The 26,657-nt window shown below is 43.9% G+C and carries 19 protein-coding genes and 1 pseudogene; 14 read left to right on the forward strand and 6 right to left on the reverse strand.

Going from position 1 to position 26,657, the window contains the following annotated elements; genetic code table 11:
- Positions 1–237, reverse strand: a pseudogene (locus tag Q4546_RS02865) (transposase); the annotation flags it as partial.
- A 542-nt stretch (positions 238–779) separates the two neighbouring features.
- On the opposite strand from Q4546_RS02865, the gene Q4546_RS02870 reads away from it, so the two are divergent.
- The 14 genes from Q4546_RS02870 to Q4546_RS02935 all read left to right on the forward strand — a co-directional run bounded on the left by Q4546_RS02870 (position 780) and on the right by Q4546_RS02935 (position 18,966).
- On the forward strand, positions 780–1,232 hold the full coding sequence (locus Q4546_RS02870; protein ID WP_102476327.1) for a Rap1a/Tai family immunity protein: 453 nt from the start codon (positions 780–782) through the stop codon (positions 1,230–1,232).
- 80 nt (positions 1,233–1,312) lie between these two features.
- Complete coding sequence (locus Q4546_RS02875; protein ID WP_102440571.1) at positions 1,313–1,813, forward strand: Na+/H+ antiporter subunit E; 501 nt, start codon at positions 1,313–1,315, stop codon at positions 1,811–1,813.
- Positions 1,813–2,109, forward strand: coding sequence for a monovalent cation/H+ antiporter complex subunit F (locus tag Q4546_RS02880; RefSeq protein ID WP_102440570.1), 297 nt, complete (start codon positions 1,813–1,815; stop codon positions 2,107–2,109). The genes Q4546_RS02875 and Q4546_RS02880 overlap by 1 nt, the downstream gene beginning before the upstream one ends.
- Positions 2,106–2,447 (forward strand): monovalent cation/H(+) antiporter subunit G, encoded by a 342-nt coding sequence (mnhG, locus tag Q4546_RS02885; protein WP_102440569.1) that lies wholly within the window; start codon positions 2,106–2,108, stop codon positions 2,445–2,447. The genes Q4546_RS02880 and mnhG overlap by 4 nt, the downstream gene beginning before the upstream one ends.
- A 26-nt stretch (positions 2,448–2,473) precedes the next feature.
- Positions 2,474–3,487 carry a Na(+)/H(+) antiporter subunit B gene (locus Q4546_RS02890; protein ID WP_277869117.1) on the forward strand — a complete coding sequence of 338 codons (1,014 nt, stop codon included), beginning with the start codon at positions 2,474–2,476 and terminating at the stop codon, positions 3,485–3,487.
- Positions 3,468–3,830, forward strand: a complete 363-nt coding sequence (locus tag Q4546_RS02895; RefSeq protein WP_102440567.1) for a cation:proton antiporter subunit C — start codon at positions 3,468–3,470, stop codon at positions 3,828–3,830. The genes Q4546_RS02890 and Q4546_RS02895 overlap by 20 nt, the downstream gene beginning before the upstream one ends.
- Positions 3,830–5,308: a monovalent cation/H+ antiporter subunit D family protein gene (locus Q4546_RS02900; RefSeq protein WP_102440566.1), complete on the forward strand. Its 1,479-nt coding sequence runs from the start codon at positions 3,830–3,832 to the stop codon at positions 5,306–5,308. Before Q4546_RS02895 ends, Q4546_RS02900 begins: the two co-directional genes overlap by 1 nt.
- Positions 5,305–6,795 carry a monovalent cation/H+ antiporter subunit D family protein gene (locus Q4546_RS02905; protein WP_102476328.1) on the forward strand — a complete coding sequence of 497 codons (1,491 nt, stop codon included), beginning with the start codon at positions 5,305–5,307 and terminating at the stop codon, positions 6,793–6,795. The genes Q4546_RS02900 and Q4546_RS02905 overlap by 4 nt, the downstream gene beginning before the upstream one ends.
- Positions 6,785–7,129 carry a hypothetical protein gene (locus Q4546_RS02910; RefSeq protein WP_102440564.1) on the forward strand — a complete coding sequence of 115 codons (345 nt, stop codon included), beginning with the start codon at positions 6,785–6,787 and terminating at the stop codon, positions 7,127–7,129. The genes Q4546_RS02905 and Q4546_RS02910 overlap by 11 nt, the downstream gene beginning before the upstream one ends.
- On the forward strand, positions 7,116–8,816 hold the full coding sequence (locus tag Q4546_RS02915) for a Na(+)/H(+) antiporter subunit D (protein ID WP_102476329.1): 1,701 nt from the start codon (positions 7,116–7,118) through the stop codon (positions 8,814–8,816). The genes Q4546_RS02910 and Q4546_RS02915 overlap by 14 nt, the downstream gene beginning before the upstream one ends.
- 286 nt (positions 8,817–9,102) lie before the next feature.
- Positions 9,103–12,807, forward strand: a complete 3,705-nt coding sequence (gene recC, locus Q4546_RS02920) for an exodeoxyribonuclease V subunit gamma (protein WP_303445647.1) — start codon at positions 9,103–9,105, stop codon at positions 12,805–12,807.
- 50 nt (positions 12,808–12,857) lie between these two features.
- Entirely contained in the window at positions 12,858–16,646 is a 3,789-nt protein-coding gene (locus tag Q4546_RS02925; RefSeq protein ID WP_303445705.1) for a UvrD-helicase domain-containing protein, read from the forward strand.
- Entirely contained in the window at positions 16,646–18,643 is a 1,998-nt protein-coding gene (gene recD / locus Q4546_RS02930) for an exodeoxyribonuclease V subunit alpha (protein WP_303445648.1), read from the forward strand. Before Q4546_RS02925 ends, recD begins: the two co-directional genes overlap by 1 nt.
- A gap of 143 nt (positions 18,644–18,786) precedes the next feature.
- Positions 18,787–18,966 carry a hypothetical protein gene (locus tag Q4546_RS02935; protein WP_303411004.1) on the forward strand — a complete coding sequence of 60 codons (180 nt, stop codon included), beginning with the start codon at positions 18,787–18,789 and terminating at the stop codon, positions 18,964–18,966.
- Positions 18,967–19,245: 279 nt separating this feature from the next.
- Here Q4546_RS02935 and prpF read toward each other — a convergent pair whose 3' ends face one another.
- The 5 genes from prpF to Q4546_RS02960 form a co-directional block, all read right to left on the reverse strand.
- The gene (prpF, locus tag Q4546_RS02940) at positions 19,246–20,439 is read right to left on the reverse strand and encodes a 2-methylaconitate cis-trans isomerase PrpF (protein ID WP_102440559.1); all 1,194 of its coding nucleotides are present in this window, start codon (positions 20,437–20,439) and stop codon (positions 19,246–19,248) included.
- Between the two features lie 104 nt (positions 20,440–20,543).
- Complete coding sequence (gene acnD / locus Q4546_RS02945; RefSeq protein WP_303445649.1) at positions 20,544–23,159, reverse strand: Fe/S-dependent 2-methylisocitrate dehydratase AcnD; 2,616 nt, start codon at positions 23,157–23,159, stop codon at positions 20,544–20,546.
- Between the two features lie 103 nt (positions 23,160–23,262).
- Positions 23,263–24,387 (reverse strand): 2-methylcitrate synthase, encoded by a 1,125-nt coding sequence (gene prpC / locus Q4546_RS02950; RefSeq protein WP_102440557.1) that lies wholly within the window; start codon positions 24,385–24,387, stop codon positions 23,263–23,265.
- Positions 24,388–24,598: 211 nt separating this feature from the next.
- Entirely contained in the window at positions 24,599–25,477 is an 879-nt protein-coding gene (gene prpB, locus Q4546_RS02955) for a methylisocitrate lyase (RefSeq protein ID WP_076536891.1), read from the reverse strand.
- Positions 25,478–25,542: 65 nt separating this feature from the next.
- A complete protein-coding gene (locus Q4546_RS02960) occupies positions 25,543–26,202 on the reverse strand; it encodes a GntR family transcriptional regulator (protein ID WP_102440556.1) in 660 nt (219 codons plus the stop codon).
- Positions 26,203–26,657: the final 455 nt, after the last annotated feature.

Raw genomic sequence — 26,657 nt, forward strand, 5'->3', positions numbered from 1 at the left:
ATCTAACAAGGCTTGAGATTTAAACCGCCCTTCCCAAAAACGGCCTGTACACTTGTCTTCTTTATTGGCCATTCTAGTAATGGGTTCACTCAAGGAACCCATAAACCAGCTAATGTCAGTCAAACGTTGGCGGTATTGAATGATACATTCATGAGCCGTCTTTAACTCAAATTCATTAAGCACTTCACCTTTAACAAATTTATGGGTCAGCAATGTACCTTTAACGCCTTTATACCATAGGTATTATCAAGCTAAGTCAGTTAAACACCGAAGCCTATTCTCAAACTCATTGATGGGGCTAAGCGCTTAAAAAGGTTGCAATTTGAAGCGGTTAAAAACCCATTGGCAGTCAGCCAGTACTAGATCTAGAAGTTAGCTTCACCAAGCTAATAACCTCACTCTATTTTCAAACTTACATACTCACTAAAGCCACAAGTCATATAAAACCTTAACTGAGTAAAATTAGCAATAACCAAGTGCGTAGCCCTTGCTAGAGCCATTCTATAGCTGGTGTAACCTGCTCAAAATCAAAAAAATATACAGTTTACACTTACTAAGCATTTAAATTTGGATAATTCATGTTATAAATAAAGAGCATTGGTTAGCAAAAAGTAAACAGCATGTTGCTAGCAACAGCTTTGCGCAACGTAATAATCTTGAAATATCATTGCAAGCAAGAAATGCATGATACGAAGCTAAACAAAGTCGCCTAAAGAGTACTGCACTGAAATATTTCACTAGGTGATATTAAAATTAATAGAATTATAAAAGGAGGTTATATGTCGCTCATAAAGCTCTTAGTACTATTTACATTCAGTGTTACTTTTTCGCTTTCCGCATCCTCAAATAACGCTAAAAATGAAGAAAAACTTGTTCTATCATCTTGTAAGTCGCTAAATAACGAATCAGCCACCATTTCGGCTATGCCATGTACTTACTATATTCAGGGCTTTCTTGCTGGTGCATTAAATACGAGTCAGCAATACGAACTTAGAAACAATACCGAAGGATTTGCTGACAGAGCTTACCGTACTCGAGTTGGTACACAGACATCCAAAAAGCTACCTACAATCGTATGTATACCCGCAGATGTAACTCGAGAACAACTGGTTCAGCAGATAGTCGATCGAACAATTAACCAACTGTCTCCATCTACAGATTCTTTTAATGACCTTCACAGGCAAGTATATCAAGCATTAGCTGATGAATCGTCATGCGAGCAAAATGATTAACGAGTAAAAAGCTAACCATAATAATCTTAAAACTCGCCAGGTTTTGTACTGGAGTTAACTAACACGAAGCATTAAATAATATGACACAAAAAAATAAAAGCGGCGTTGTTCCAAGCCATAGGCTTAGCCTGTTATTAACCTTAGCCCTATTTTGGTGGATTAACTCAAATTACACTAACCCGCTTTTATTATCACTGGGTGCAGGCTCAATCATGCTGGTGCTTTATATTGCCCAAAAAATGGATGTTATCGACCAAGAAACGCACCCAATCCGTCTAAATGCCAATATGCCAGGCTATACGATATGGTTAGTGAAAGAAGTTATTTTATCTAATATTAGTGTGGTTAAACATATCTGGCTGGGTAACAGCAGTATCTCTTCAACACTCACTACCATAGACACTCGCCAATGCTCAGATATTAATAAAGTCATTTACGCCAACTCCATTACCCTAACCCCTGGCACAGTAGCGATAGACTTAATTGATGACAAGCTTACTGTTCATGCTTTACATAAAGATGGTATCGACGCACTAAAAGCCGGAGAGATGGACCGCCGGGTAAGGGAGCTTGAAGACTAATGTTAGCTACTGCCACCATCGCTATTCTCGTTGTTATGCTACTGGCAATCATTCGCTGTATTGCCGGCCCGACGCTTTATGATCGAATATTAGCTTTCAACTCTTTTGGTACTAAAGCCATACTGCTTATTTCGCTATTGGGCTTTTTAATGGGACGCCCAGAGTTTCTCGATATCGCCCTTGTTTATGCCCTCATTAACTTTATCAGCGTCATCGGCGTTTTACGCTATTCAGACTCAGCCGAGTTCAAAGTGACCCCCTATAAATCTCATTTAACCAAGAAGAGGAAGAAATGAATCTCTTACTCGAAATAAGCAGTGGTTTATGCCTGCTAATTGGTAGCTTCCTTTGTTTTTCTGGTGGTATAGGGATTATTCGTTTCCCTGATTTTTACACCCGAATGCACGCTGCAAGCGTAACCGATACCTTAGGTGCAAGCTCAATCCTGATAGGGTTAATGCTGCAAAGCCCAAATGGTTTAGTACTCATTAAGTTGGTATTGATTTTAGTATTCACACTCTTTATCAACCCTTCTGCTAGTCATGCCTTAGCAAAAGCGGCATTACATAATGGCCTATTACCGCAAAAAGATAAGCCTGATCCTCAGGGAGGAAACAAGCCATCGAAGCCTTAGTAGATGTAATACTATTAATCTTTTTAGTGGTCATCGCCATCGCTATCGTTCGCATGAGAGATCTATTAGCGGTCGTCATGTTAACCGGAATTTATGGCTTATTATCAGCCTGTTTCTTTGTGGTGCTCGACGCTGTAGATGTTGCCTTTACCGAAGCGTCTGTAGGTGCAGGAATATCAGGCTTACTCATGCTAGCCGCCATTACCATGACTGGCCGAAAAGAGGCGCCAAAGCGGCATAAACCCTTTCTTGCACTGTTTGTTGTACTCGTCACTGGTAGCATGCTGATCTACGGTACCCTAGATATGCCTTATTTTGGCACTGTTGATGCGCCAGTGCATCAACATGTTGCCCCGCGCTATATTCATGACTCGATGGACGAGGTAGGTGTGCCTAATATTGTGACGTCAGTATTAGGGAGCTACCGAGCCTTTGATACTTTAGGTGAAGTAGCCGTTATCTTTACCGCAGGTATTGGCGTGCTTTCGCTGTTATCACTGCCTCGTCGCCGTAAAAAAATTCAATCTGAAGAGCCAACAGAAGAACAAATGCATGAGCGCCACATGGTGGTGCGCATCGTCAGTAAAACACTTATTCCTTTAATCTTGTTATTTGCACTGTATGTACAATTCCATGGTGACTTTGGGCCTGGTGGCGGATTTCAAGCAGGTGTTATCTTCGCTGCTGCGATTATTCTTTATACCATGCTATTTGGTTTAGATACCGCTAAAAAGGTATTTAATCCGGCGCTAATTCAATTACTTGCTGCTGTTGGGCTTTTGCTCTATGCCAGTGTCGGAGTTGTTTCCATGATTAATGGGGCTAACTTCTTAGATTACAACGTACTGGCTGAAAATCCGATTGATGGCCAGCACTTAGGCATACTGCTGATTGAATTAGGCGTGGGCATCACTGTCGCTTCGGTGATGTTAAGCATCTTTTTCAACTTTGATGGCCGCAGACAAGCTCAGGCTCAAATTCAAGCTGAGAAAAACAGCTCAGATAAAAAAGGGGAGCAGGATGTTTCTCGGACTCTATAACTATTGGATCGTCGTATTGTTGATGATGATTGGCTTTTATATCGTTATCGCCCATGGAAACTTGGTTAAGAAGTTAGTTGGACTCACCATTTTTCAAACCTCAGTGTTTATTTTTTATATCAGTGTCGGCATGGTCGAGCGTGGTAGCGCACCGATATTGGCTGAAGGGATCAGTGATTACTCTAACCCGCTGCCCCATGTGTTAATTCTAACTGCCATTGTGGTGGGTATTGCGACCACAGCGCTTGGTCTAGCACTGGTGATCAGAATCAAAGAAGCCTATGGCTGTATAGAAGAAGATGAGATCCAAAAACAAGATCAGCTCAACGAGGACGAATCATAGTGTTAGCTCACCTGCCTGTTTTACAAGTTGTGGTGCCGCTAATGGCAGCCCCGCTATGCTGGTTCCTAAATCGCTCCAAACTTGTGTGGATATTTGCCTTATTGGTGTGCAGTGCTACCTGTATCAACAGCATAATATTACTAATTGAGGTCATGAAGTCTGGCACCATTACCTATGAACTTGGGGGTTGGGAAGCACCTTGGGGCATTGAATATCGCATCGATAAGCTGAACGCCTTTTTACTGCTAATCATCTCCACCATAGGTACTGTGGTGTTGTTTGCCGCTAACACCAGCATACAAAAAGAGTTAGACGAAGACCGCCACACCTTATTTTACAGCTTATACCTGCTGTCTTTAACCGGCATGTTCGGCATTGTGGCAACCGGTGATGCCTTTAATGTATTTGTATTTTTAGAGATTTCCTCACTGTCCTCCTATGCCTTAATTGCCTTGGGTAAAGATAGACGAGCACTGTGGGCTGCCTACCAATACCTGATAATGGGTACCATTGGTGCCACCTTTATTTTGATTGGTATTGGCATGCTCTATCAAATGACGGGCACGCTAAACATGAGCGATTTAGCTGTTAGGTTAGTTGATGTTGGCCACACCCGTACAGTATTTGCAGCATTCGCCTTTTTAATTGTCGGGATCTGCTTAAAGCTGGCGTTATTTCCACTGCACCTGTGGCTACCTAATGCTTATGCCTATGCACCTTCAATTGTGACAGCATTTTTAGCAGCAACCTCAACTAAGGTTGCTGTGTATCTGCTCATTCGTTTTACTTTTACCGTACTTGGCATCTCTTTCTCATTCACCACCCTGCCCCTGCAAAGTATTTTAATGGTGCTTGGTCTTATAGGTGTTTTTGCCGCATCTATCACGGCTATTTATCAGCAAAATGTGAAACACATCTTAGCTTACTCAAGTATCGCTCAGGTGGGATATATGATCATTGGCTACTCGATTAATACCAGTACCGGCATTATGGCCACCTTACTACATTTGTTTAACCATGCCTTAATGAAAGGCGCGCTGTTTTTAGCATTAGGCGCTGTAATGTACCGCATTGGCAGCGTCCAGCTCAAACAGTTCCAAGGCCTAGGTAAACAAATGCCATTGACCATGTCAGCCATCGTTATTGGTGGGCTCAGTTTGATTGGTGTGCCATTGACCGTCGGTTTTGTCAGTAAATGGTATCTGCTTATCGCCAGTGTTGAGGCTGGTATGTGGCCAGTGGCCGTTCTTATTCTATTGGGATCACTGCTGGCGATTATCTATATCTGGCGTATTGTAGAAATGGCTTACTTCAAGCCGCCACTTAATGGGTGTGAAACTGTCAAAGAGGCGCCTTGGACCTTCCTAGCCCCTATTTGGGCGCTCATTTTCGCTAATATTTATTTCGGTATAGATACTCGCCTAAGCGTGCAAGTTGCACAGGCGGCTTCTCAAAGTTTGTTTGGAATAACCCCATGAATCCATCTTTGCCGCTGATGTTACAGCTAACTATCTTATTGCCTTTACTGGCAACCTTTGCAATTGCAGCAACAGGAAAGAAACCTAACCTGCGTGAGGCTATCACCATCAGTATCAGCCTTATGGTGCTTTACTGCGTAATCAATATCTACCAAGCCCTCATGGCTGGTGCCAGTATTGAGGTCTCATGGTGGGAGCTGATGCCTGATTTAGAGGTGAGTTTTGTCGTAGAACCGCTCGGTATGCTGTTTGCTCTCATTGCCAGTTTTCTTTGGCTAATCACCACCATTTACGCCATCGGCTATATGCGTGACCATAATGAGGATAACCAAACTCGCTTTTATATCTGTTTCGCTTTGGCGATTAGTGCAGTGATGGGGCTCGCCTTTTCAGCCAACCTGTTTACTCTGTTTATCTTTTACGAAGTGCTCACTCTATCAACCTATCCGCTGGTGACTCACGCAGGTACAGACAAGGCCAAACAAGGTGGCCGTGTCTACCTCGGTATCTTGCTCACTACCTCTATCGCCTTTTTCTTACTGGCCATCATCTTAACTTGGTTTGTGACTGGCACCCTTGAATTTACAGCAGGCGGCGTATTTGATGCCGATGTGGATACCACCATTGCAGGCATAATCCTAATGCTATTTATATTTGGCATTGGTAAGGCTGCCATTATGCCATTTCATCGCTGGCTACCCGCAGCGATGGTGGCACCAACACCGGTCAGCGCCCTGCTTCATGCTGTAGCGGTAGTAAAAGCAGGGGTATTTACGGTATTGAAGGTGTGTATTTTCATTTTTGGACTCGACCTACTCCCCCAATTACCAACTACTGAATTTTTACTTTATTTAGCTACCCTTTCAGTGCTCTTAGCTTCAATCGTGGCGATGCGACAAGACAACTTAAAAGCCAGATTGGCCTACTCAACAGTGAGCCAACTCGGCTATATCACTATTGGGGCACTGCTAGCTACTTCATCGGGTGTGATTGGTAGTTCAATGCATATTGCCTCCCATGCCTTTGGCAAAATTACCCTATTCTTTTGTGCTGGCGCCATTTTGGTGGCTAGCCATAAATCTAAGGTAAGCGAAATGCGCGGCTTAGGTTTTGCCATGCCAATCACCATGGGCGCTTTTTTTATTGCCAGCCTTAGCATTATCGGCGTTCCACCAGCCGGAGGGACATGGAGTAAATGGTTCCTATTGATGGGCACTATTGAAACCGGCTATTGGGTTGTCATGGTTGCTTTAATGCTCAGTTCATTACTCAACATCGCCTACCTACTACCTATTCCTTACCATGCGTTTTTCCCCGGTAAAGGGTATAAGTCATCAAGTACAGATATTAAAGAAGCACCAATGGCTTCATTAATCGCATTAATTATCACATCCCTAGGCTGCTTGATTATGTTCATCCATCCACAGCCCGTTTATGAGTTGGCGAAAGCTATCTTGACTGTATCTGGAGTTAGCCATGGACAATGAGAAGCAATATCTCTTTGATAAACCGAAAAACATTCAGCGGGTTTTATACCTGTTATATACCTGTTGTGCATTGCTTGTGGCACTTGATTTTGTTATTCATCGCCATGTTTATCATAGCTGGGAAAACCTGCCAGCGTTTTATCCTATCTATGGCTTTGTCGGCTGCGTCATCTTGGTCATAGTCGCCAGCTGGATGCGTACCTTTTTGATGCGCCCAGAAGATTATTATGGACCCGTTGAAGAGCTTGATAATAGCAAAATTGAAATAGTCGACGTCAGCGATGGCCACGCCAAAGAAGCTAACAATAAAGGTGATCGCAATGTGGATGCTTGAGTTACCGCCGTTTGTGCTGTTTATCATTGGCGGATTGATTGCTGCTACAACTCGTGGAAAGCTGCGCGGTGCCTTGATGATAGCGATTCCAGTGATCAGCGGATTGCATTTGTGGACTGTGCCAGAAGGCGTCCATTTGCAATTGATGTTTTTAGACTATGAATTAATCCCTTATCGCGCAGATAAATTAAGCCTGATGTTTGGCTATATTTTCCATATTGCCGCATTTATTGGCATCGTCTACTCATTGCACGTTAAAGATACAGTGCAACAAGTTGCCGCTATGCTGTACGCAGGTAGCGCTATTGGTGCGGTGTTTGCGGGTGATTTACTTACCTTGTTTGTGTTCTGGGAGCTGTTGGCATTTACCTCAGTATTTCTAGTTTGGGCTCGTCGTACTCCAGCAGCATATAGCGCGGGAATGCGCTACCTCATCATGCAGGTTCTCTCTGGGGTTATTTTGCTGATAGGTGCGCTGTTTTATATCTCTGAAACCGGTAGCCTAGCCTTTGACTATATCGGCCTAGATAGCATTGCAGGATGGCTTATCTTTATTGCCTTCGGTATTAAGTGTGCTTTTCCTTTTGCTCACACTTGGCTTACCGACGCTTACCCTGAAGCGACGCCGACCGGTACAGTGTTACTCAGCGCATTTACCACTAAAGTGGCGGTTTATGCACTTGCTCGGGCTTACCCTGGCACTGAGTTGCTGATATACATTGGCGCTACAATGACCTGTTTCCCAATCTTCTTTGCGGTGATTGAAAACGATCTTCGCCGAGTGCTTGCCTATAGTTTGATTAACCAAGTAGGCTTTATGGTCGTCGGCATCGGGATCGGGACTTCGCTGGCATTAAATGGTGCAGTGTCTCATGCTTTTAACGATGTCATTTTTAAAGGCTTGTTGTTTATGAGTATGGGCGCCGTACTGCATATGACAGGGCGTATAAATGGCTCCGATCTCGGCGGCCTTTATAAGACCATGCCAAAAACCACGATACTGTGTATTGTTGGTGCGGCCTCCATTTCTGCATTCCCTCTGTTTAGCGGTTTTGTCAGTAAATCCATGGTGATGTCTGCCGCAATGGAAACTGGCCATGACTGGGTCTGGTTAATGCTACTGTTTGCGTCAGCAGGTGTTTTTCATCACGCGGGGATCAAAATCCCTTACTTTGCCTTCTTTGCCCATGACTCGGGTATTCGAGCCAACGATCCACCGCTCAATATGTTAACAGCAATGTTTATCGCTGCCTGCCTATGTATTGGTATTGGTATTTATCCTGCAGCGCTTTATTCTTTGCTGCCATACGATACGGGTTACAACCCATATGATGCGACCCATGTACTCGCTCAGACTCAGTTATTACTGTTTTCAGCATTAGCGTTCGTTTGGCTCAATCTCAAAGGTAAATATCCACCAGAGCTTCGCTCTACTCACCTTGATGTAGATTGGGTATACAGGCGCTTAGTGCCTAATGCACTGCAGCGCATATTTGCAGTCATTTGGAAAGTGGATGGCGAAATTCGTCAATCAATTCGTGGGAAGTTAGACCAATGTCAGCAGTTTTTAGCGCGCCAATACAAAGGGGGGGGGAGCTTTATCTCGAGCGACTATCCATCTGGCAACATGGTGCTTTGGGTAGCAGTGATTCTAGCCAGCTACCTATTCATTGGCTTTATAAACTGACTCAGTCTCATTAATATACTCTCTAGCTTGTTTGCCTATAAACATGAGTAAACAGGCTACTTGTTGTTTTTTTGGGAGTGGATCTCAATTAATAATCAAGTAAATTATTGAATTAAAATTTAGCTTCAATCAATAAATCCTATAGAAAAAAACAGGAGTTTTGCCAACCAAACTCCATGTGATTTGGTTGCTTATTTAGCGCTTAAACCCTAGATGTGATAAAAGCCTTTCAAACCTAATAACAACCTCTTAGAATGGCTTTTATCATCATTTGTAGAGTCGATTAATGCTTAGATTAATTCAATCAAATCAGATGGAAGTTCTGTCAGAACAACTGTCTAAAATGCTCGCTATCCCCCTTGATAACGCTAATTTACTCGCAAATGAACATATCTTGGTGCAAAGCCCGGGGATGTCGACTTGGCTGCGCCTAGAAGTGGCTAAATATAATGGTATTGCTGCCGCCCTGTCCTTTCCGCTGCCGTCGAGTTTTACCTGGCAGTTATGCCATGAACTGCTGCCAGATGTGCCTAAAGATAATGCCTTTACTAAAGCGGCGATGACGTGGAAGTTAATGGATTTACTGCCGCCATTACTTGATGACCCTGACTTTGCGCCGCTACAAGCCTATTTAGCTCCGGTTGAAAATCAGCACGCCAACCATACAGATGAAGCGCTGCCTTATGTCCAAGCTGGCAGTTTTGATGCCATTAAGCTGTATCAATTATGTGGCCGTATTGCCGATATTTTTGACCAATACTTAGTGTATCGCCCTGAGTGGATTCTAGCTTGGGAGCAACACGAGCATCCGCTGAAGCTGGAAGAAAACCAGCGTTGGCAGCCTAAGCTCTGGTGTGCGCTGATTGAATATAACCAGCACCACCTTCATGCCAGCACTTATCATCGCGCTAACTTACATCAACACTTAATTGCTGCACTGCAAAACCCTGATACTGTAATTAAGTCGCTACCTGAGCGATTATTTGTTTTTGGTATTTCTTCTATGCCGCCACAAACCTTGCAAGTGCTGTATCACTTGGCTGAACGCATTGAAGTGATTATGTTTTCCTTAAGCCCTTGTCAGCATTACTGGGGCGATATTGTTGACCCTAAAGCTCGCGCAAGAATGGCGCTGCAATATGTTGATAAAAAGCAGTTAGGCGAGCAATGGGAAGAAAAGCTCGAAGTGGGTAATCCGATCCTGGCTAACAATGGCAAAATGGGCCGTGAATTACTGGATTTAATGCTCGAACTACCGCCAGAACACACTGACTTTAGTTACGACTGCTATATCGAGCCCGAACAATCCCCTGACAGTTTAAATCTACTCCAAGGGGTGCAATACGATATTCTGCAAATGGAAACCTTAGGCCAAGCCCTTGGCCCTGATGCAGCACTTTATCAAAATGTCGCCAATAGACGCTCGTTAAGCCAGCAAGACCAATCAATTACCCTGCGCAGTTGCCATAGCCCGCTACGAGAAGTCGAAACCCTGCACGATCATTTACTCGAGTTACTGTCAAGCAATGCGAATGACAACGGTAAAGCATCACTAAAACCCAAAGATATCGTGGTGATGATGCCCGACGTGGCAGCTTATGCGCCTTATATTGATGCAGTATTTGGCACCAGCAATAGCGGTTTACATCGAAGTAATCAAGACTCAGGCAAAACAGCCAACTACTATATTCCCTATGCCATTGCCGATAGAGGCGCAGCTCAAGAGTCACCGCTAATTAACAGCTTTTTGAATTTACTCAATATTAATCAAAGCCGTTTTGGCCTCACTGACATTATCAGTATTCTCGAAGTCCCAGCAATTTTACGAAAATTTCAGCTCGATGATGATGCTCTGCAGCTTATTAGACGTTGGCTAGATGATGCCAACGTGCGTTGGGGCCGTGATGAAAAAACCCGATTGCAACAAGGAGTACCAGCGTTTAAGCAGAACTCTTGGGCATTTGGTATTAGCCGCTTAATTCAAGGTTATGCTTTTAATGATGAATCAGCGCTTTATAACGATTCACTGCTAGTACAAGGTGTTGAAGGCCAGTCTGCGCAAATTCTTGGCTATTTACTCAATTTCTTAGAGGCCATTGACGAATATCAACTGCAACTGGCTAGCCAATGTCCAACCCTTGAACGTATCGCGCAGCTACAAGCTTTATTAGAGGTTTTCTTTGATGCTGATGATGACGAGCGCGAGCAAGTTCAAACCATTCGCGAAGCCTTAGTCACCTTAAGTACCGAGCTTGAAGACGCCGGTCATCAAGGTGAACTCGATGTTGAAGTGCTCAAGCAATGGTTTAATCAAAACCTTAATGAATCTCGAGTTGGTCAGCGCTACCTTGCAGGGAGTGTGAACTTTTGTACCTTGATGCCGATGCGCTCAATTCCTTTTAAAGTGGTATGTTTACTGGGTATGAATGATGGGGTGTATCCACGAGTACAACACCCTGTTGGATTTGACTTAATGGCCCACAATGGCGCTATTAAAGGTGACCGTTCCCGCCGATTAGACGATCGTTACCTGTTTTTAGAAGCTTTATTGTCTGCCAGAGAGCAATTTTATATCAGCTACATTGGCCACTCTGAGCGTGATAACGCTGAACGAATTCCCTCAATGTTGGTGTCAGAGCTAACCGAGTATTGCCAGCTGTGTTATTTTGCTGACTATTATTTCACTACAAATAATGAGCCTCAACTCGAAACCAGCCAAGGCTTATGTGAAAGCTTTCGTGAAAGCGTTGAAGTAAATAATGCCGATAAAGCAATATTACGCCATTTAATCCAGCAGCAACCGCTGCAGCCCTTTGATGCCAAATTGTTTACTGCAACTCAGCAAACTAAATTGCAGCAAAGTTATAATCATCAGTGGTGCCCGCCAAGTATCGCAGATGCGAACCACTTACTTAATAATGCCCGCTTCTTTAACCGCCTTAAGCCGTTAGATTTAGCCAACGATGACAACCCATTTGATGCTGTTGCCGACGATGGCAGCGCCATTGTGCAACTTGAATTGTCGGCATTATTACGCTTTTTCAGAAGCCCAGCGCAATTCTTTTTCAATCGCAGTTTAAAAATTGATTTTAATTTACGAATTCAAGCTGACGATAACGACGAGCCATTTAACTTAGATGCATTAGAGCGCTATAAATTGCAATCAGCAATGATTGACAGTGCAGTGCATCACCAACTTGAACACGCTGACATTGAGTTTATCAACCAGCTAAAAGCCAGTGGCAGTTTACCCATGGCGCCCTTTGATGATGTGCTGCTTAATCGCTATCAAAACGACATTAAATACGTCATTGATCGGGTGCTCTATCTCACAGGCGATAAGAGCCACAGTCAGGAAGTGGATATTGATTTACAGTTTGAAGGGCTAACGCCGCTAAACAGCGAGGCTTTAGACAGCACTCAATCAAGCATTAACGTTAACCTTATTGGGCGCATCGATGATATTTACGCTAAAGGGCAAATAAATTATCGCCCTGGCACTGCCCATGGCCGTGATTTTGTCAGGGTGTATTTGCGCCATTTATGCCTTAATGCCGCAGGGGTTGAGAAAAACAGTTACCTGCTGGATATTGGCCATTTTCATGCCTTTAGCGCAATTACGCCAGAGTCCGCTCAGCAATTATTACAGCAATTTATTCAAGCTTATCTCAATGGCCAAGCCCAGCCGTTATGCTTTATGCCGCGCACCGCGTTAGCCTATGTTGAAGCCGATGGTGATCATATGGAAAAACTGCAAGCTGCCGAGCCATTATGGCTTGATGAACAATCAGGCTTTGGTGAAGGGAACGATCCCCATAATCGCCGTTTATTTAGTTTTCCTGAAGACTTTACTGAAGCTGAATTTGGCAAAACAGCCACCATGTTACTGCAACCTATGTTGAGTATTTATCACAAAGGCACCCTCGCCGAGCTTGACGAATATGCTATCCAACCACCTAAGCTCTCTGTAATTAAAGGGGGCAAAGCCTAATGACTCATATTAATGACAATGCTAGCAAGTTAGAGGCCGCTAACACCGAAATGACTGACTCTGAAATCGCTAATGGCAAAGAAACTCACTCAAAAGTCAGCAAGCTTAATCCGCTAACACTGCCTTTTGCAGGTTCAAGCTTAATTGAAGCCAGTGCTGGCACAGGTAAAACCTACACCATTTCTGGGCTGTATTTACGGCTATTACTGGGCGATAAAGATAAAGCGCCGCTCACCTGTGAACAGATTTTAGTGGTGACCTTTACTAATGCCGCCACCGAAGAGCTGCGGGATCGAATTCGTAAACGTATTCAAGTGGCCTTTAAGTGCTTTATTGGCTTAGACACCAATGATGAATTTGTAGAGGCGCTGTACCAACAAGTACCAGAGTCTGAGCGGGCAATTGCCCTAAGACGGTTAGATTTAGCACTAAAGTCACTAGATGAAGCGGCGATTTTTACCATTCACGGTTTTTGTCAACGCATTTTATCTGACATGGCGTTTGAGTCATCGCTATTATTCGAGTCAGAATTTACTCTCGATGACAGTGAGTTTTTACATCATGCCGTGCGTGATTTTTGGCGTGAGACCTGCTACCCACTGCCACAAGTATTAGCCCAAGTGATTGATAACGAGTTTGGCGACCCTGATAGCTTGGCTTGGCAACTTAAACCGTTACTCGGCGCGAGCCAAGCCAATATCCCGTTTGTGGCGAAAGAGTTTAACCAGTTAGCTGATGAATTAGTTCAAAGCCTTGCTCTCTTTAAAAAGCGCTGGCCAACAGACAGTGAAAAAGAACTGGAACTGCTACACAGCTTACCGCTCAATGGCGCGAGATTCGGCAAAAAAGCCGATGATTATCCAAAGCTTGCGGCCATGTATGATCGCTTAACCAATTGGGTTAGCTTCGGCAATGGCCTGCCGCCAGTTAAAGATTTAGAAATGCTGGCGCTATCTGAGTTAAAACTCAATAAAGGTGGCACTATCCCCAGCGCAAATGATGCGCCGCTGCTCGATCATATCGAGCGATTATTTGCACTTATCCAGAAAATAAAGCCATCATTTTTAATTCGCGCCCGTGACGGTATTCGGCTGCGATTTATGCTGCAAAAAGCCCAGCGCAACTTAATGACCCCAGATGATCTCTTGATCACCTTGGCTGATGCCTTATCAACTGATACTGAATCAACTGATACTGAATCAACTGATACTGAATCCAGCGCACACCATTTAGCCAAAGCCATTGCAACACGCTTTCCGGTGGCATTAATTGATGAATTCCAAGATACTGATCCGCTGCAATTTACTATTTTCTCAACCATTTATCAGCAGCAAACCCAGCTTGATAGTTTAAGTTTATTAATGATTGGCGATCCCAAACAAGCCATTTATGCCTTTCGCGGCGCCGATATTCATACCTATATCCATGCCCGTAAGCAAACTAAAGCGCACTATAACCTCGAAACCAATTACCGCTCATCCACGGCACTGGTCAATGGAGTTAACCAGCTCTTTAGCCAACATCAGGATCCATTTATCAGTGATGCGATCCCTTATGATGTGGTTGATACCCCAGCCAGCGCTGACAATAAAAAGCTCACTGAAGCCACTGAAGACAAATCAGCGCTGCGAATTAAACTGCTTGGCGAAGGTGAAAGCGGCTTAAATAAAACTACTGCCCGTCATCTACTGGCGAATGATGCTGCCAGTGAAATAAAACGTTTATTAACTGAAGCGCAAACTGAGCAATGCCATATGAATGGCAAAGCGCTCATCGCCAAAGATATTGCCGTGTTAGTGCGCGATAAAAATGAAGCCTCGGTGATGAAGCAAGCCTTAAGCGAGCGTAATATTGGCGCAGTGTTTTTAAGCCGAGATAGCGTATTTAACACCCAAGAGGCCTTTGAACTGGCGATAATTTTACGGGCTATTGCTAACCCGAAAGATGAGCGCTGCCTTCGCGCAGCACTTGCCACTGAGCTTATGGGTTACAGCGCCCAGCAAATTCATCTGTTTAATCAAGATGAAGAGCAGCGACAAAGCTTACTGGACCAATTTGCTGATTGGCATCAAACCTGGCTTAAGCGCGGCATCATGCCTGCACTGTTAAGTTTGGCTAACCAAACCCAGCTAATTAAGCGCTATTTAAGTAAACAGCTTAGCCCAAGCGTCGACAGCAACTCAGATAGTATGGCTGATAGTAGTGTTGATAGTAGTGCTAATAGTAATGCTGAAAGTGGCGAGCGCCGACTCACCGATTTCCGCCATTTGTGCGAACTACTGCAGCAAAAAGCCACCGAACTTGATGGTAGCAGCGCGATAATGAATTGGTTTGAGCAACAACTGATTGATGCTCAAGGCAATGATGAGCAGCAATTGCGCCTTGAAAGCGAACAAAATCTGGTGCAAATCGTTACCATTCATAAAAGTAAGGGGCTTGAATATCCCGTTTGTATGGTGCCATTTATCAGTCTCGCGCGGGATAATCGCAAAAAGCCTGCGCCTATGCTTTACCATAAAAATGACCAATTAGTTTGGGATGTTGAGGGCACGAAAGAAGGCTGGGAGCAATACAAACAAGAAAACCTCGCTGAAGATTTACGTCTGTTATACGTGGCGCTCACCCGTCCGGTTTATGTGTGTTACTTATACATTGCCAACCATAGCCGCATGCTTAAAGCAGGGGTAAGTAGTCACTTATACGAAACCGCCATTGGTTATTTATTGGGGATCACCACTAAAGATTGTGATTTTGAGTTGTTATCACAACAAGCACTGGCCATAAAAACCAGCGCGCCAGTGCCCGATGCCATTAGCGTGGTTCAGCTAGAGGCGATTGATGACTCAGTACTCACTGAACTTAATGGCCAGTCGCAACAGTTAGCGGCAAAAACCTTGCAGCGTGATTACCACACCCCATGGCGAGTTGGCAGTTACTCAGGTTTGGTGAAACACCTTGCCCATGAAAAAGTCTCTCCGGGTGCCGACGATGAAGACTTTAGCCAAGAAACCCTGCCACAATTTGAATCCGCAGCAGACATCAACCCTTTTGACACTGATGTTGAAAACAACGCCATTAATCGTTTTACCTTCGAGCGCGGCGCTAATGCCGGTAGCTTCATGCATTTGGTGTTAGAGCTATTTGATTTCACCAATGCTGAGGTTGAATTGCCACAAGCCTTACCCAAAGCCATGGAGCAATATGGTTTTGACCAAGAGATATGGACAGATACCTTAATCCAGTGGTATCAACAAATCCTTCATAGCCCGCTCATTACCAATAATGCAGCGCAAGATAATCAGCTATTAAATGATCATGGTTTGCCACTGACATTAGCCCAGTTAGCCCCAGAGCAAAAATTAGTTGAGATGGAGTTTTATCTGCCCATTAGCCAATTAAAATCTCAGCAGTTAAATCAGTTGTTACAACAATATGGTTATGATGCAGGGCTTGAATTTGACGAGCTACAAGGCATGTTAAAAGGCTTTATCGATTTAACCTTTGAGTATAAAGGCCAGTATTTTATTGCCGATTATAAATCTAACCATTTGGGTGACGATTTAACATGTTATGACCATAATGCGATGGCGACAGCCATCAGTAGCCACCGTTATAATTTGCAATATATTCTTTATACCTTGGCACTGCATCGTTACTTATCTTTGCGAATGCCAAGTTATGATTACCAGCGTCATATAGGCGGCAGTTTTTACCTTTTCTTACGTGGTATGAGCCCAGAAGCTTCAGGCGCAGGAATATTTTTTGATAAACCGCCATTGGCCTTAATCACTGATTTAGATGCACTATTTTCAAACAACAATGCATTGGAGCAAAAATAATGATTACCCTTAGCGCCCCAATGACTCAGTTACTTAAAAATTGGCAACAACAAGGGTTAATTACCCCACTTGATCGTCACTTCGCCCTTGAAATGGCCAACTCTCAGCTCGCTCAAGTTGATGCCAAAAATGACACTGCTGATGAGTTTTTATTATTAATCTGTGCGCTATTAAGCCAGCAATTATCAAGTCAGCACAGCTGCTTAGTTATCGATAATATCGATCTTGATAATCCGTTTTGCGAGCAAGAGTCCCATTGCAAGTTAACAATAACCCACCAGCAACTCAGTGACGCTATCGAAGCATTAGCCTGTGTCGGCCAACCTGATGATAACCAGCCATTAATTGTTGAGCATAACCGATTGTACTTAAACAAGTATTATCACTTTGAAACCCAAGTGGCAGCCCGATTCAACCAGTTGGCACAAGTTAACTTAACTGTTGATACCGCAACGCTAGCGCAATATTTGAATGACTTATTCGATGAAAAACCAGATGTAAATAGCAAGAGCATCAACTGGCAAAAAGTGGCCACTGCTACGGCGCTAACTAAAGCCTTAGCGGTGATTACTGGCGGCCCGGGAACTGGTAAAACTACCACGGTCACTAAGTTGCTCTTGTTACTGCTAACTCAAAAAGCCTTAACCATTCGACTGGTGGCGCCTACGGGTAAAGCCGCAGCGCGATTAAGTGAGTCCATTAAAGCCTCTAAAGCGCGGCTAGTAAGTCAAGTTGAGCAAACCGCTAAGCCAGAGCTAATTGATGCCCTAAGCAAAATTCCTGAAGAGGCTGCTACGCTGCACCGTTTGTTGGGAGTGATCCCTAACTCACACTTATTTAGACACCATAAAGATAACCCTCTTAGGTTAGATTTATTGGTGGTCGATGAAGCATCAATGGTGGATTTGCCTATGATGCATAAGCTATTAAGCGCCCTGCCTAAAAATGCCCGCCTAATATTATTGGGCGATCAAGACCAGCTGGCATCCGTTGAAGCAGGCGCAGTATTGGCTGATATTTGTGCAGGGTTAAAAGTGACTGCCGATCTTAGTGCTAATGCATCACCATGGCAAATGCGCTATTCAGAACAGCAGGCCAACTTATTGCAGCAGTTAACTCAGCAAAATACCAGTCAGTTTATTCATCCTAAACCTATGCTCGGCGACAATTTATGCATGCTGATGCACAGCCACCGCTTTAAAGGCGATGGCGGCATTGGCTTGCTGGCCAATGCGGTAAACTATGTCAACATCAACGGCATTCGCCGTGAGTGGCAGTGCGGCCATCAAGAGTTAACTTGGATAGAGCATCAGCCCGATGCCCAAAGTCTGCCGTTATTGCAATCGGCAGTGGCAGCTTATGCCGAGTATTTGCAAAAAGTGTTCGATAATCAGCATGCTTACTCGCAACAATTAAGCAAGGTTTATGGCGCTGAAGAAATTATTGATACCTTCAATAAATTCCGCATTCTATGTGCCATGCGCTCAGGTGAATTTGGCGTTGATGGCATGAACCTCGCCATCACTAATGTGCTCAAACAGAATCATTGGATAAAACCCACTCAAGAATTTTACCTTGGCAGACCGATTATCATTCAAAGTAATGATTACAATTTAGGCTTATTCAACGGCGATATTGGTTTGATTTTGCAAGATGAGCAAAAGCCTGAAAAATTAATGGCCTACTTCGTTAAAGCCGATGGCAGCTTGTTAAAAGTACAACCTGCAAGGCTGCCCAATCACGACAGTTGCTTTGCGATGACCGTACATAAAAGCCAAGGCAGCGAGTTTGAAAAAGTCGCCTTTGTGTTACCACAAAAACCCAGTAACGCCCAATGGCAGCTGCTGACTAAAGAGTTGGTTTATACCGCTATCACCCGCGCTAAAGAGCATTTTATTTGCTTAGGCACACCGTATGTATTTGAGCGTGCCAGCAAACAGGTAACCTCACGCGCATCAGGTTTAGCGCTGAGGTTATGGGGAGAGGATAACGAGTAGTTGGTATCTCAACTATGGATACTGCCGCCAAGCAATTGATCAAATAGATATAGATAGAGCTAGAAATGTAACTTTTTGATGTTTTTTCCATAAAGCAGCTAAGTTAGTTCCTATGAGTTAATTCATAGAAACATGGAAGTATTATGGATCTAGAAAAGAGTTTAGACCAAGCAGATAAGACAATAAATGACCCTAACCCGCCTAGATGGCAAAAGATAGGTAAAGAAAACTATAACCTAGCTATCAATCGATTCAGCCCGGGGCATGAATTTAAAATTGCGCCGCTACATAAGGAAGACTTTGAAATGTTGCATTTATTGTAACCCATATCACTAATGATAAAATATCCACTGTGATTGATTATAACGGCGAACTTATAAGTGTTTCAGTCGCGTTCAATGATCTAGCTTGTGACTCAAAAACTCCCCCCTCAACGGGCAAAACCTCTAAGCCTGTTTAAACTCTTCAGCTAGAAAGGATTCGTTTGAATGCGTCGCATTTTTAAAGCGAACAGGCTAGTATCATCGAACGGATAATCTTTAAAAAATTAAACTGGCAGTTATCCCGTTAAGATAACTGCCAAATCAAACACTAAAAACAACCTAAAAACTATCACCAGGTATTCTTACCCAACCTTCCATAAGCACTCTTGCACTGCGGCTCATGCTGGCTTTATTCACCTGCCAGCTACCATTGGATAATGTCGCTTCTGCGCCCACTTTTAGAGTGCCCGATGGATGACCAAACACCACTGAAGTACGTGCTTGTCCACCAGCGGCAAGATTGACTAGCGAGCCTTCAACGGCAGCAGCCGTGCCTATTGCTACCGCTGCTGTACCCATCATGGCATGGTGCAGTTTACCCATTGATAATGCCCGCACTTGTAAGTCAATATCAGTGGCTAATACCGCTTTACCACTTGATGAGTTGTATGCACTTGGCGGCGACACAAAGGCAATCTTTGGCGTGTGTTGGCGCGCTGCGGCTTCATCAATGTGTTTAATTAACCCCATTTGCACTGCACCATGGGCACGTAAGCTTTCGAAAAATGCTAATGCGCTATCATCATTGTTTATGTCATCTTGAAGCTCATTACCCACATAACCAATGTCGGCAGCATTAACAAATATCGTTGGAATACCAGCATTAATCATAGTGGCTTTAATGGATGGGATCCCTTTTGCGCTAAGCTCTGGCACAACTAAATCATCCACCACATTGCCAGTTGGGAACATCGCTGCATCAGCGTCTGCTGGCGCTAAAAACTCTACCAGTACTTCGGCTGCAGGAAAGGTCACCCCGTCTAATTCAAAATCACCGGTTTCTTGCACTGCGCCGTTAGCCATTGGCACGTGCGCAATTATGGTTTTGCTGATATTGGCCTGCCATATACGCACTACCGCAATACCATTTTCAGGTACGCGGCTACTGTCAATTAAGCCATTGGATATGGCAAACGAACCCACAGCCGCCGTTAAATTACCGCAATTACCACTCCAATCAACGAAGGGTTTGTCTATGGCCACTTGGCCAAAAAGGTAATCCACATCATGATCGGCGTGGCGGCTTTTAGACAGTATTACCGTTTTGCTGGTACTTGAGGTTGCGCCGCCCATGCCATCAGTTTGTTTGCCATAGGGATCTGGACTGCCAATGACTCTAAGTAGCATGGCATCACGGGCATCGCCCGCAACTTGAGCCGCTTTAGGTAAATCAGTTAGATTGAAAAACACCCCTTTACTGGTGCCACCACGCATATAGGTTGCTGGAATTTTTATTTGTGGAATATGAGACATCATGTTTCCTAAAATCAATCAGCACAATGAGTGAGAGGCATTCATTGTGCTGATGTTTGTTAAATTTAACGCAGCTATAACTACTTATGACTCATCACTAGTCACTAATGGCTGGCCTCTAAAAAGTCTTGGGCAAAGCGTTGTAAAATACCGCCCGCTTCATAGATAGACACCTCTTCAGCGGTGTCTAATCGACATTTAACTGGCACAGTTAAATGCTCACCATTAGTGCGAGTAATGATTACTGATAGCGCCGCACCTGGAGTACGCTCACCGATAACATCGTAGGTTTCAGTACCATCAATTTGATAGGTATGACGGTTCTCGCCATTGGTAAATTCAAGCGGTAAAACACCCATTCCCACAAGGTTGGTACGATGGATACGCTCAAAGCCTTCAGCAACAATCACTTCAACGCCCGCTAAGCGGACCCCTTTGGCTGCCCAGTCACGGCTTGAACCTTGACCATAATCAGCACCTGCGATGATGATAAGTGGCTGCTTACGCTCCATATAGGTTTCAATGGCTTCCCACATGCGCGACTCTTGCCCTTCTGGCTCGATTCGGGCGTAAGAACCTTGCTTAATCACGTGCTTGCCATCTTTACCTAAGGTGGTCACCATTTCATTAAACAGTTTAGGGTTAGCAAATGTGGCACGTTGTGCGGTTAAGTGATCGCCGCGATGGGTGGCATATGAGTTGAAATCAACTTCAGGCAAGCCCATTTTATCAAGGTAAGCACCTGCTGCACTATCAAGCATAATAGCGTTTGATGGTGATAAATGATCGGTAGTGATGTTGTCACCTAATACCGCTAATGGGCGCATGCCTTTCATGGCGCGCTCACCCGCTAATGCGCCTTCCCAATAAGGAGGACGACGGATATAGGTACTTTGAGGGCGCCAATCATACTGTGGATCAATCTTAGCTGAAGAGTCGCTGCCGTATTCAACTTTGATATCAAACATTGGCTCATACACTTTGCGGAATTGCTCAGGCTTAACGCTAGCAGCGATAACCGCATCAATTTCAGCATCTGATGGCCAGATATCTTTAAGCCTTATATCGTTACCTTGTTGATCTTTACCTAAAACATCTTTTTCAATATCAAAACGAATGGTGCCAGCAATAGCGTAGGCAACCACCAGTGGCGGCGAGGCTAAGAACGCTTGTTTCGCATAAGGATGAATACGACCATCAAAATTTCGGTTACCTGATAACACCGCGGTGGCATATAAATCACGTTCAATCACTTCTTGTTGAATCACAGGATCGAGCGCGCCACTCATGCCATTACAGGTAGTACAGGCAAAACCGACAATACCAAAGCCCAAGGCTTCAAGTTCGGTTAATAAATTGGCATCTTCAAGATACAACTGCACCGCTTTTGAGCCTGGTGCTAATGAGGTTTTAACCCAAGGTTTACGTGTAAGCCCCTTGGCATTGGCGTTACGGGCGATTAAGCCTGCAGCAATCACATTGCGTGGGTTAGAGGTGTTAGTACAACTGGTAATGGCGGCAATAATACAAGCGCCATCAGGCATTAAGCCGGCTTCATTCTCAACAATACCGCTAATGCCTTTAGCGGCTAAATCACTTGTCGATACGCGGCGATGTGGGTTTGAAGGACCTGCAATGTTACGTCCAACACTGGATAAGTCAAAACGCAGCACGCGTTCATATTCTGCATTAACTAGCGTGTCAGCCCATAGGCCATTTTGTTTGGCGTAAGTCTCAACTAACTCAACTTGTTTATCATCACGGCCAGTCAGTTTTAAGTAATCAATGGTTTTATCATCGATATAAAACATCGCTGCTGTGGCGCCAAATTCTGGCGTCATATTTGAAATCGTAGCGCGATCGCCTAATGTCAGATTAGCGGCCCCTTCACCATAAAACTCAAGGTAAGTTGATACTACTTTTTGCTCGCGTAAAAACTCGGTAATCGCTAACACAATATCTGTCGCAGTAATGCCTGATTGACGCTCGCCGACCAGCTCAACACCGACAATATCAGGTAGACGCATATAAGATGGGCGACCTAGCATCACGCTTTCAGCTTCAAGCCCACCAACACCAATAGCGATAACACCTAAAGCATCCACATGGGGCGTATGGCTATCTGTGCCCACTAAGGTATCAGGAAATGCCACGCCTTCACGGGCTTGCACCACTGGCGACATTTTCTCTAAATTAATTTGATGCATGATGCCGTTACCGGGCTGGATCACATCAATATTTTTAAAGGCCGTTTTAGTCCAGTTAATAAAATGAAATCTGTCTTCATTACGTCTGTCTTCAATGGCGCGGTTTTTTTCAAAGGCATCTTTTTCGAAACCTGCATGTTCGACAGCCAGAGAGTGATCGACAATCAACTGCGTTGGCACTACTGGGTTCACTTTTGATGGGTCGCCGCCTTTTTCAGCGATAGCATCACGTAAACCCGCTAAATCAACTAATGCGGTTTGACCAAGAATGTCGTGACAAACAACACGGGCTGGAAACCAAGGGAAATCGAGATCTCGCTTACGTTCAATAATTTGTTTTAAGCAATCTGTTAGCGTCTCAGGTGGGCAGCGACGCACAAGGTTCTCGGCATAAACGCGAGAGCTATATGGCAGTTTGTCGAATGCGCCTGCTTGGATATCATCAACAGCAGCTTTGGTATCAAAGTAATCCAGCTCTGTACCTGGTAACGGTTTTCTATAATTTGAATTCATAACCCAATCCATCAAGTTTGGTAATTGTTAGCTAGTTTGCAATTTGCATGTTCAACAAGGTCTGAAAAACAAAAGGCTGACCCATTGGCCAGCCTTTGACTGTTTATCTTTCGCTAATTGGCGTTACAGTGCGTGGCTCAGATCCGATGTAATCAGCACTTGGTCTGATAATACGATTGTTTGAGCGCTGCTCCATGACGTGAGCAGCCCAGCCAGTAAGACGTGAACACACAAAGATAGGCGTAAATAGCTTGGTTGGAATACCCATAAAATGATAAGCCGATGCATGGAAGAAATCAGCATTACAGAATAGTTTTTTTGTATCCCACATAAACTCTTCACAAGCCACTGAGATGTCGTACAAGCTAGTATCGCCATTTTCCTGAGCCAGTTTTTCTGACCAGGCTTTAATGATCACATTACGTGGATCTGAAGTGCGGTAAATCGCATGACCAAAGCCCATGATTTTTTCTTTACGCTCTAGCATGCCTGCCATTTGCGCTTTAGCATCGCTTGGCGAAGTAAACTTTTGGATCATGTCCATTGCTGCTTCATTAGCACCGCCATGAAGTGGGCCACGAAGAGTACCGATAGCACCGGTAATACACGAGAACATGTCAGATAAGGTTGAAGCACATACGCGCGCAGTAAAGGTAGAAGCGTTAAACTCATGCTCTGCATAAAGTATTAACGATACATCCATCACTTTACGATGTTGCTCTGAAGGCGTTTTACCATTCAATAGTTTTAAGAAGTGGCCGCCGATGGTTTCTTCATCTGTAACGCAGTCAATTTCAACACCTTCATGGCTGAAACGATACCAGTAACACATGATGGCAGGAAAAGCGGCGAGTAAGCGGTTTGCTGCTTTATGTTGCTCAGCAAAATCAGCTTCTGGCTCAAGATTACCTAAAAATGAGCAACCAGTGCGCATCACATCCATTGGATGTGCATCGGCAGGAATACGTTGTAATACTTCTTTTAATGCTTGTGGTAAATCACGCTGAGTCGTCAATACTGATTTATAAGTATCTAGCTGATCTTGCGTTGGCAATTCACCATTAAATAATAGATAGGCGACTTCCTCAAAAGTAGCATTTTCAGATAAATCGGCAACATCGTAACCGCAATAGGTTAAACCTGAGCCTGATTTACCTACGGTACATAATGCTGTATCACCTGCGCTTTGACCACGAAGGCCTGCACCACTTAGTTTCTTGTCTACCATAATGATTTCCTATTCTTTTATGTGTTTCGAGTACTATTTGGTTGTCTTTTAAATTATCGGTTTGCTTGTCGACAATCTTTGTTCAAGAACAATATTTGTGCATTAATCATCCAATCGCAATAAATCGCTATTGCTACAACGACAAAGCTTATAAACACTGTTTATCAACACTTTCTATCAACAGAAAACTGCTTTTATGTCTTGCCAGTAATTACTTGTTTTTACCTTCAGCAAATAAGCTATCAAGCTTTTGCTCATAATCGTGGTAACCGAGGTAATCGTATAAATCCATACGGGTTTGCATGGTGTCGACAACCGCTTTTTGGTCGCCATCTTTTAAGATTGCGCTGTAGACATTTTCAGCGGCTTTATTCATCGCACGAAATGCACTTAACGGATACAGCACCATGGCTGCGCCCCACTGACCGAGTTGCTCTTTGTTCCATAACTCTGTTTGACCAAACTCGGTGATGTTAGCCAAAATCGGGACATCAAGTGCATCGGCAAAGGCGCGATAATGCTCTTCAGTTTTTACCGCTTCGGCAAAAATACCGTCTGCACCGGCGGCAACATAGGCTTTAGCACGGGCGATCGCCGCCTCTAAACCTTCTTGAGCAAATGAGTCGGTTCTTGCCATGATGAAAAAATCAGGATCAATACGGGCATCGACAGCCGCTTTAATGCGATCAACCATTTCTTCAGTAGACACAATCTCTTTGTTCGGGCGATGACCACAACGCTTCTGCGCAACTTGATCTTCCATGTGCACAGCTGCAGCGCCGGCTTTTTCCATATCACGAACGGTTTTAGCGATGTTAAATGCACCACCCCAACCGGTATCGATATCCACTAATAGTGGTAAGTCACAGGCTGAAGTAATACGCTGAACGTCAACAATCACATCATTGAGTGACGTCATACCTAAATCAGGTAAACCATAAGATGCGTTCGCCACACCGCCACCCGATAAATATATCGCTTGATGACCAATTTGTTTCGCCATCATTGCTGAATACGCATTAATAGTTCCAACGATTTGTAGTGGCTTGTTGTCGACTAATGCCTGACGGAATTTTTTGCCTGCGCTCATGATATCCCTCTCTCTATTTGTTATTGCTATGCGGCAGTTGTTTACGCTTAACTGCCGAAGCTTAATTAACGGTTTAATTTAGTTTCGATATTATTTTTGGAGTACATGATGTGACGACGCATTAGCATCTCTGCTAACTCTTCATCACGATTTGAAATGGCTTTAACTATATGGGTATGTTCTTCAAAGGCAGTTGTCACCCGAGGTCCTGCCATGCCTAATTGCACTCGGTACATACGAATAAGGTGATACATACCGTCTATCAGCACAGAAATGAGGTGTTTGTTTTTGCTCCCTAGAATAATGCGGTAATGAAAATCCACATCACCTGCTTCTTGATAATAAGACTCGCCAGATTTCACTTCATTAGAGTGTTTGCTCAGAAGCGTTAATAAATCTGCAATCTCTTCATCAGTCATGTTTTTAGCGGCAAGCCTAGCCGCCATGCCTTCAAGGGATTCGCGCACCTGATACAACTCTATGAGTCCCTCAGGCGTTAATGCCACCACTCGGGCACCTATATTGGCTTTACGTTCAACCAAATGGCATGACTCTAAACGGTTTATTGCCTCGCGGATAACTGCGCGGCTAACGGCGTACTTTGTCGACAGTTCTGTTTCACTCAGTTTTGAGCCTGCCGTAATATCGCCTTCAACGATGTCCTTTCTTAACTCAAAAAAGGTTTTATCGGCTGCTGTAATGGGCTGTTCAGTAAAAAATGTCATTTTAAGTAGGCTGTCTGACCAAAGAATAATTGTCGACAATATAAGCCAATAATAACAAGTGGTCAACATAAACAAGCTAGATTGTCGACAAAAGTATAAAACGCCAGTGATAAATCAACGCTGCTAAGTTGTGGCTAAAGCATAAGCAGGGCAAAGTATGTTTACCGATATAAGCTCGCGATATGACTCAGAGAAATAACACAGAGAACTAACACAGAGAACTAACACAGAGAACTAACACAGAGAACTAACACAGAAAACACCCATGCTCGGTTAACGCCTCCCTTATTTATAAATAGACAGATAGATAGACAGATAAATGGATAAATGGATAAATCGTGACGGAGCGGATGAATAAACTCACCCATAAGCCCCATACATTGGGCAATGAATAAATGTATAACAGCCAAGCAAGCTTAGCGAGTACACCTAAGCCGTTTTAAATATCCCAAGTA

This window comes from Shewanella sp. 4_MG-2023, assembly GCF_030548015.1.
GTDB lineage: Bacteria > Pseudomonadota > Gammaproteobacteria > Enterobacterales > Shewanellaceae > Shewanella.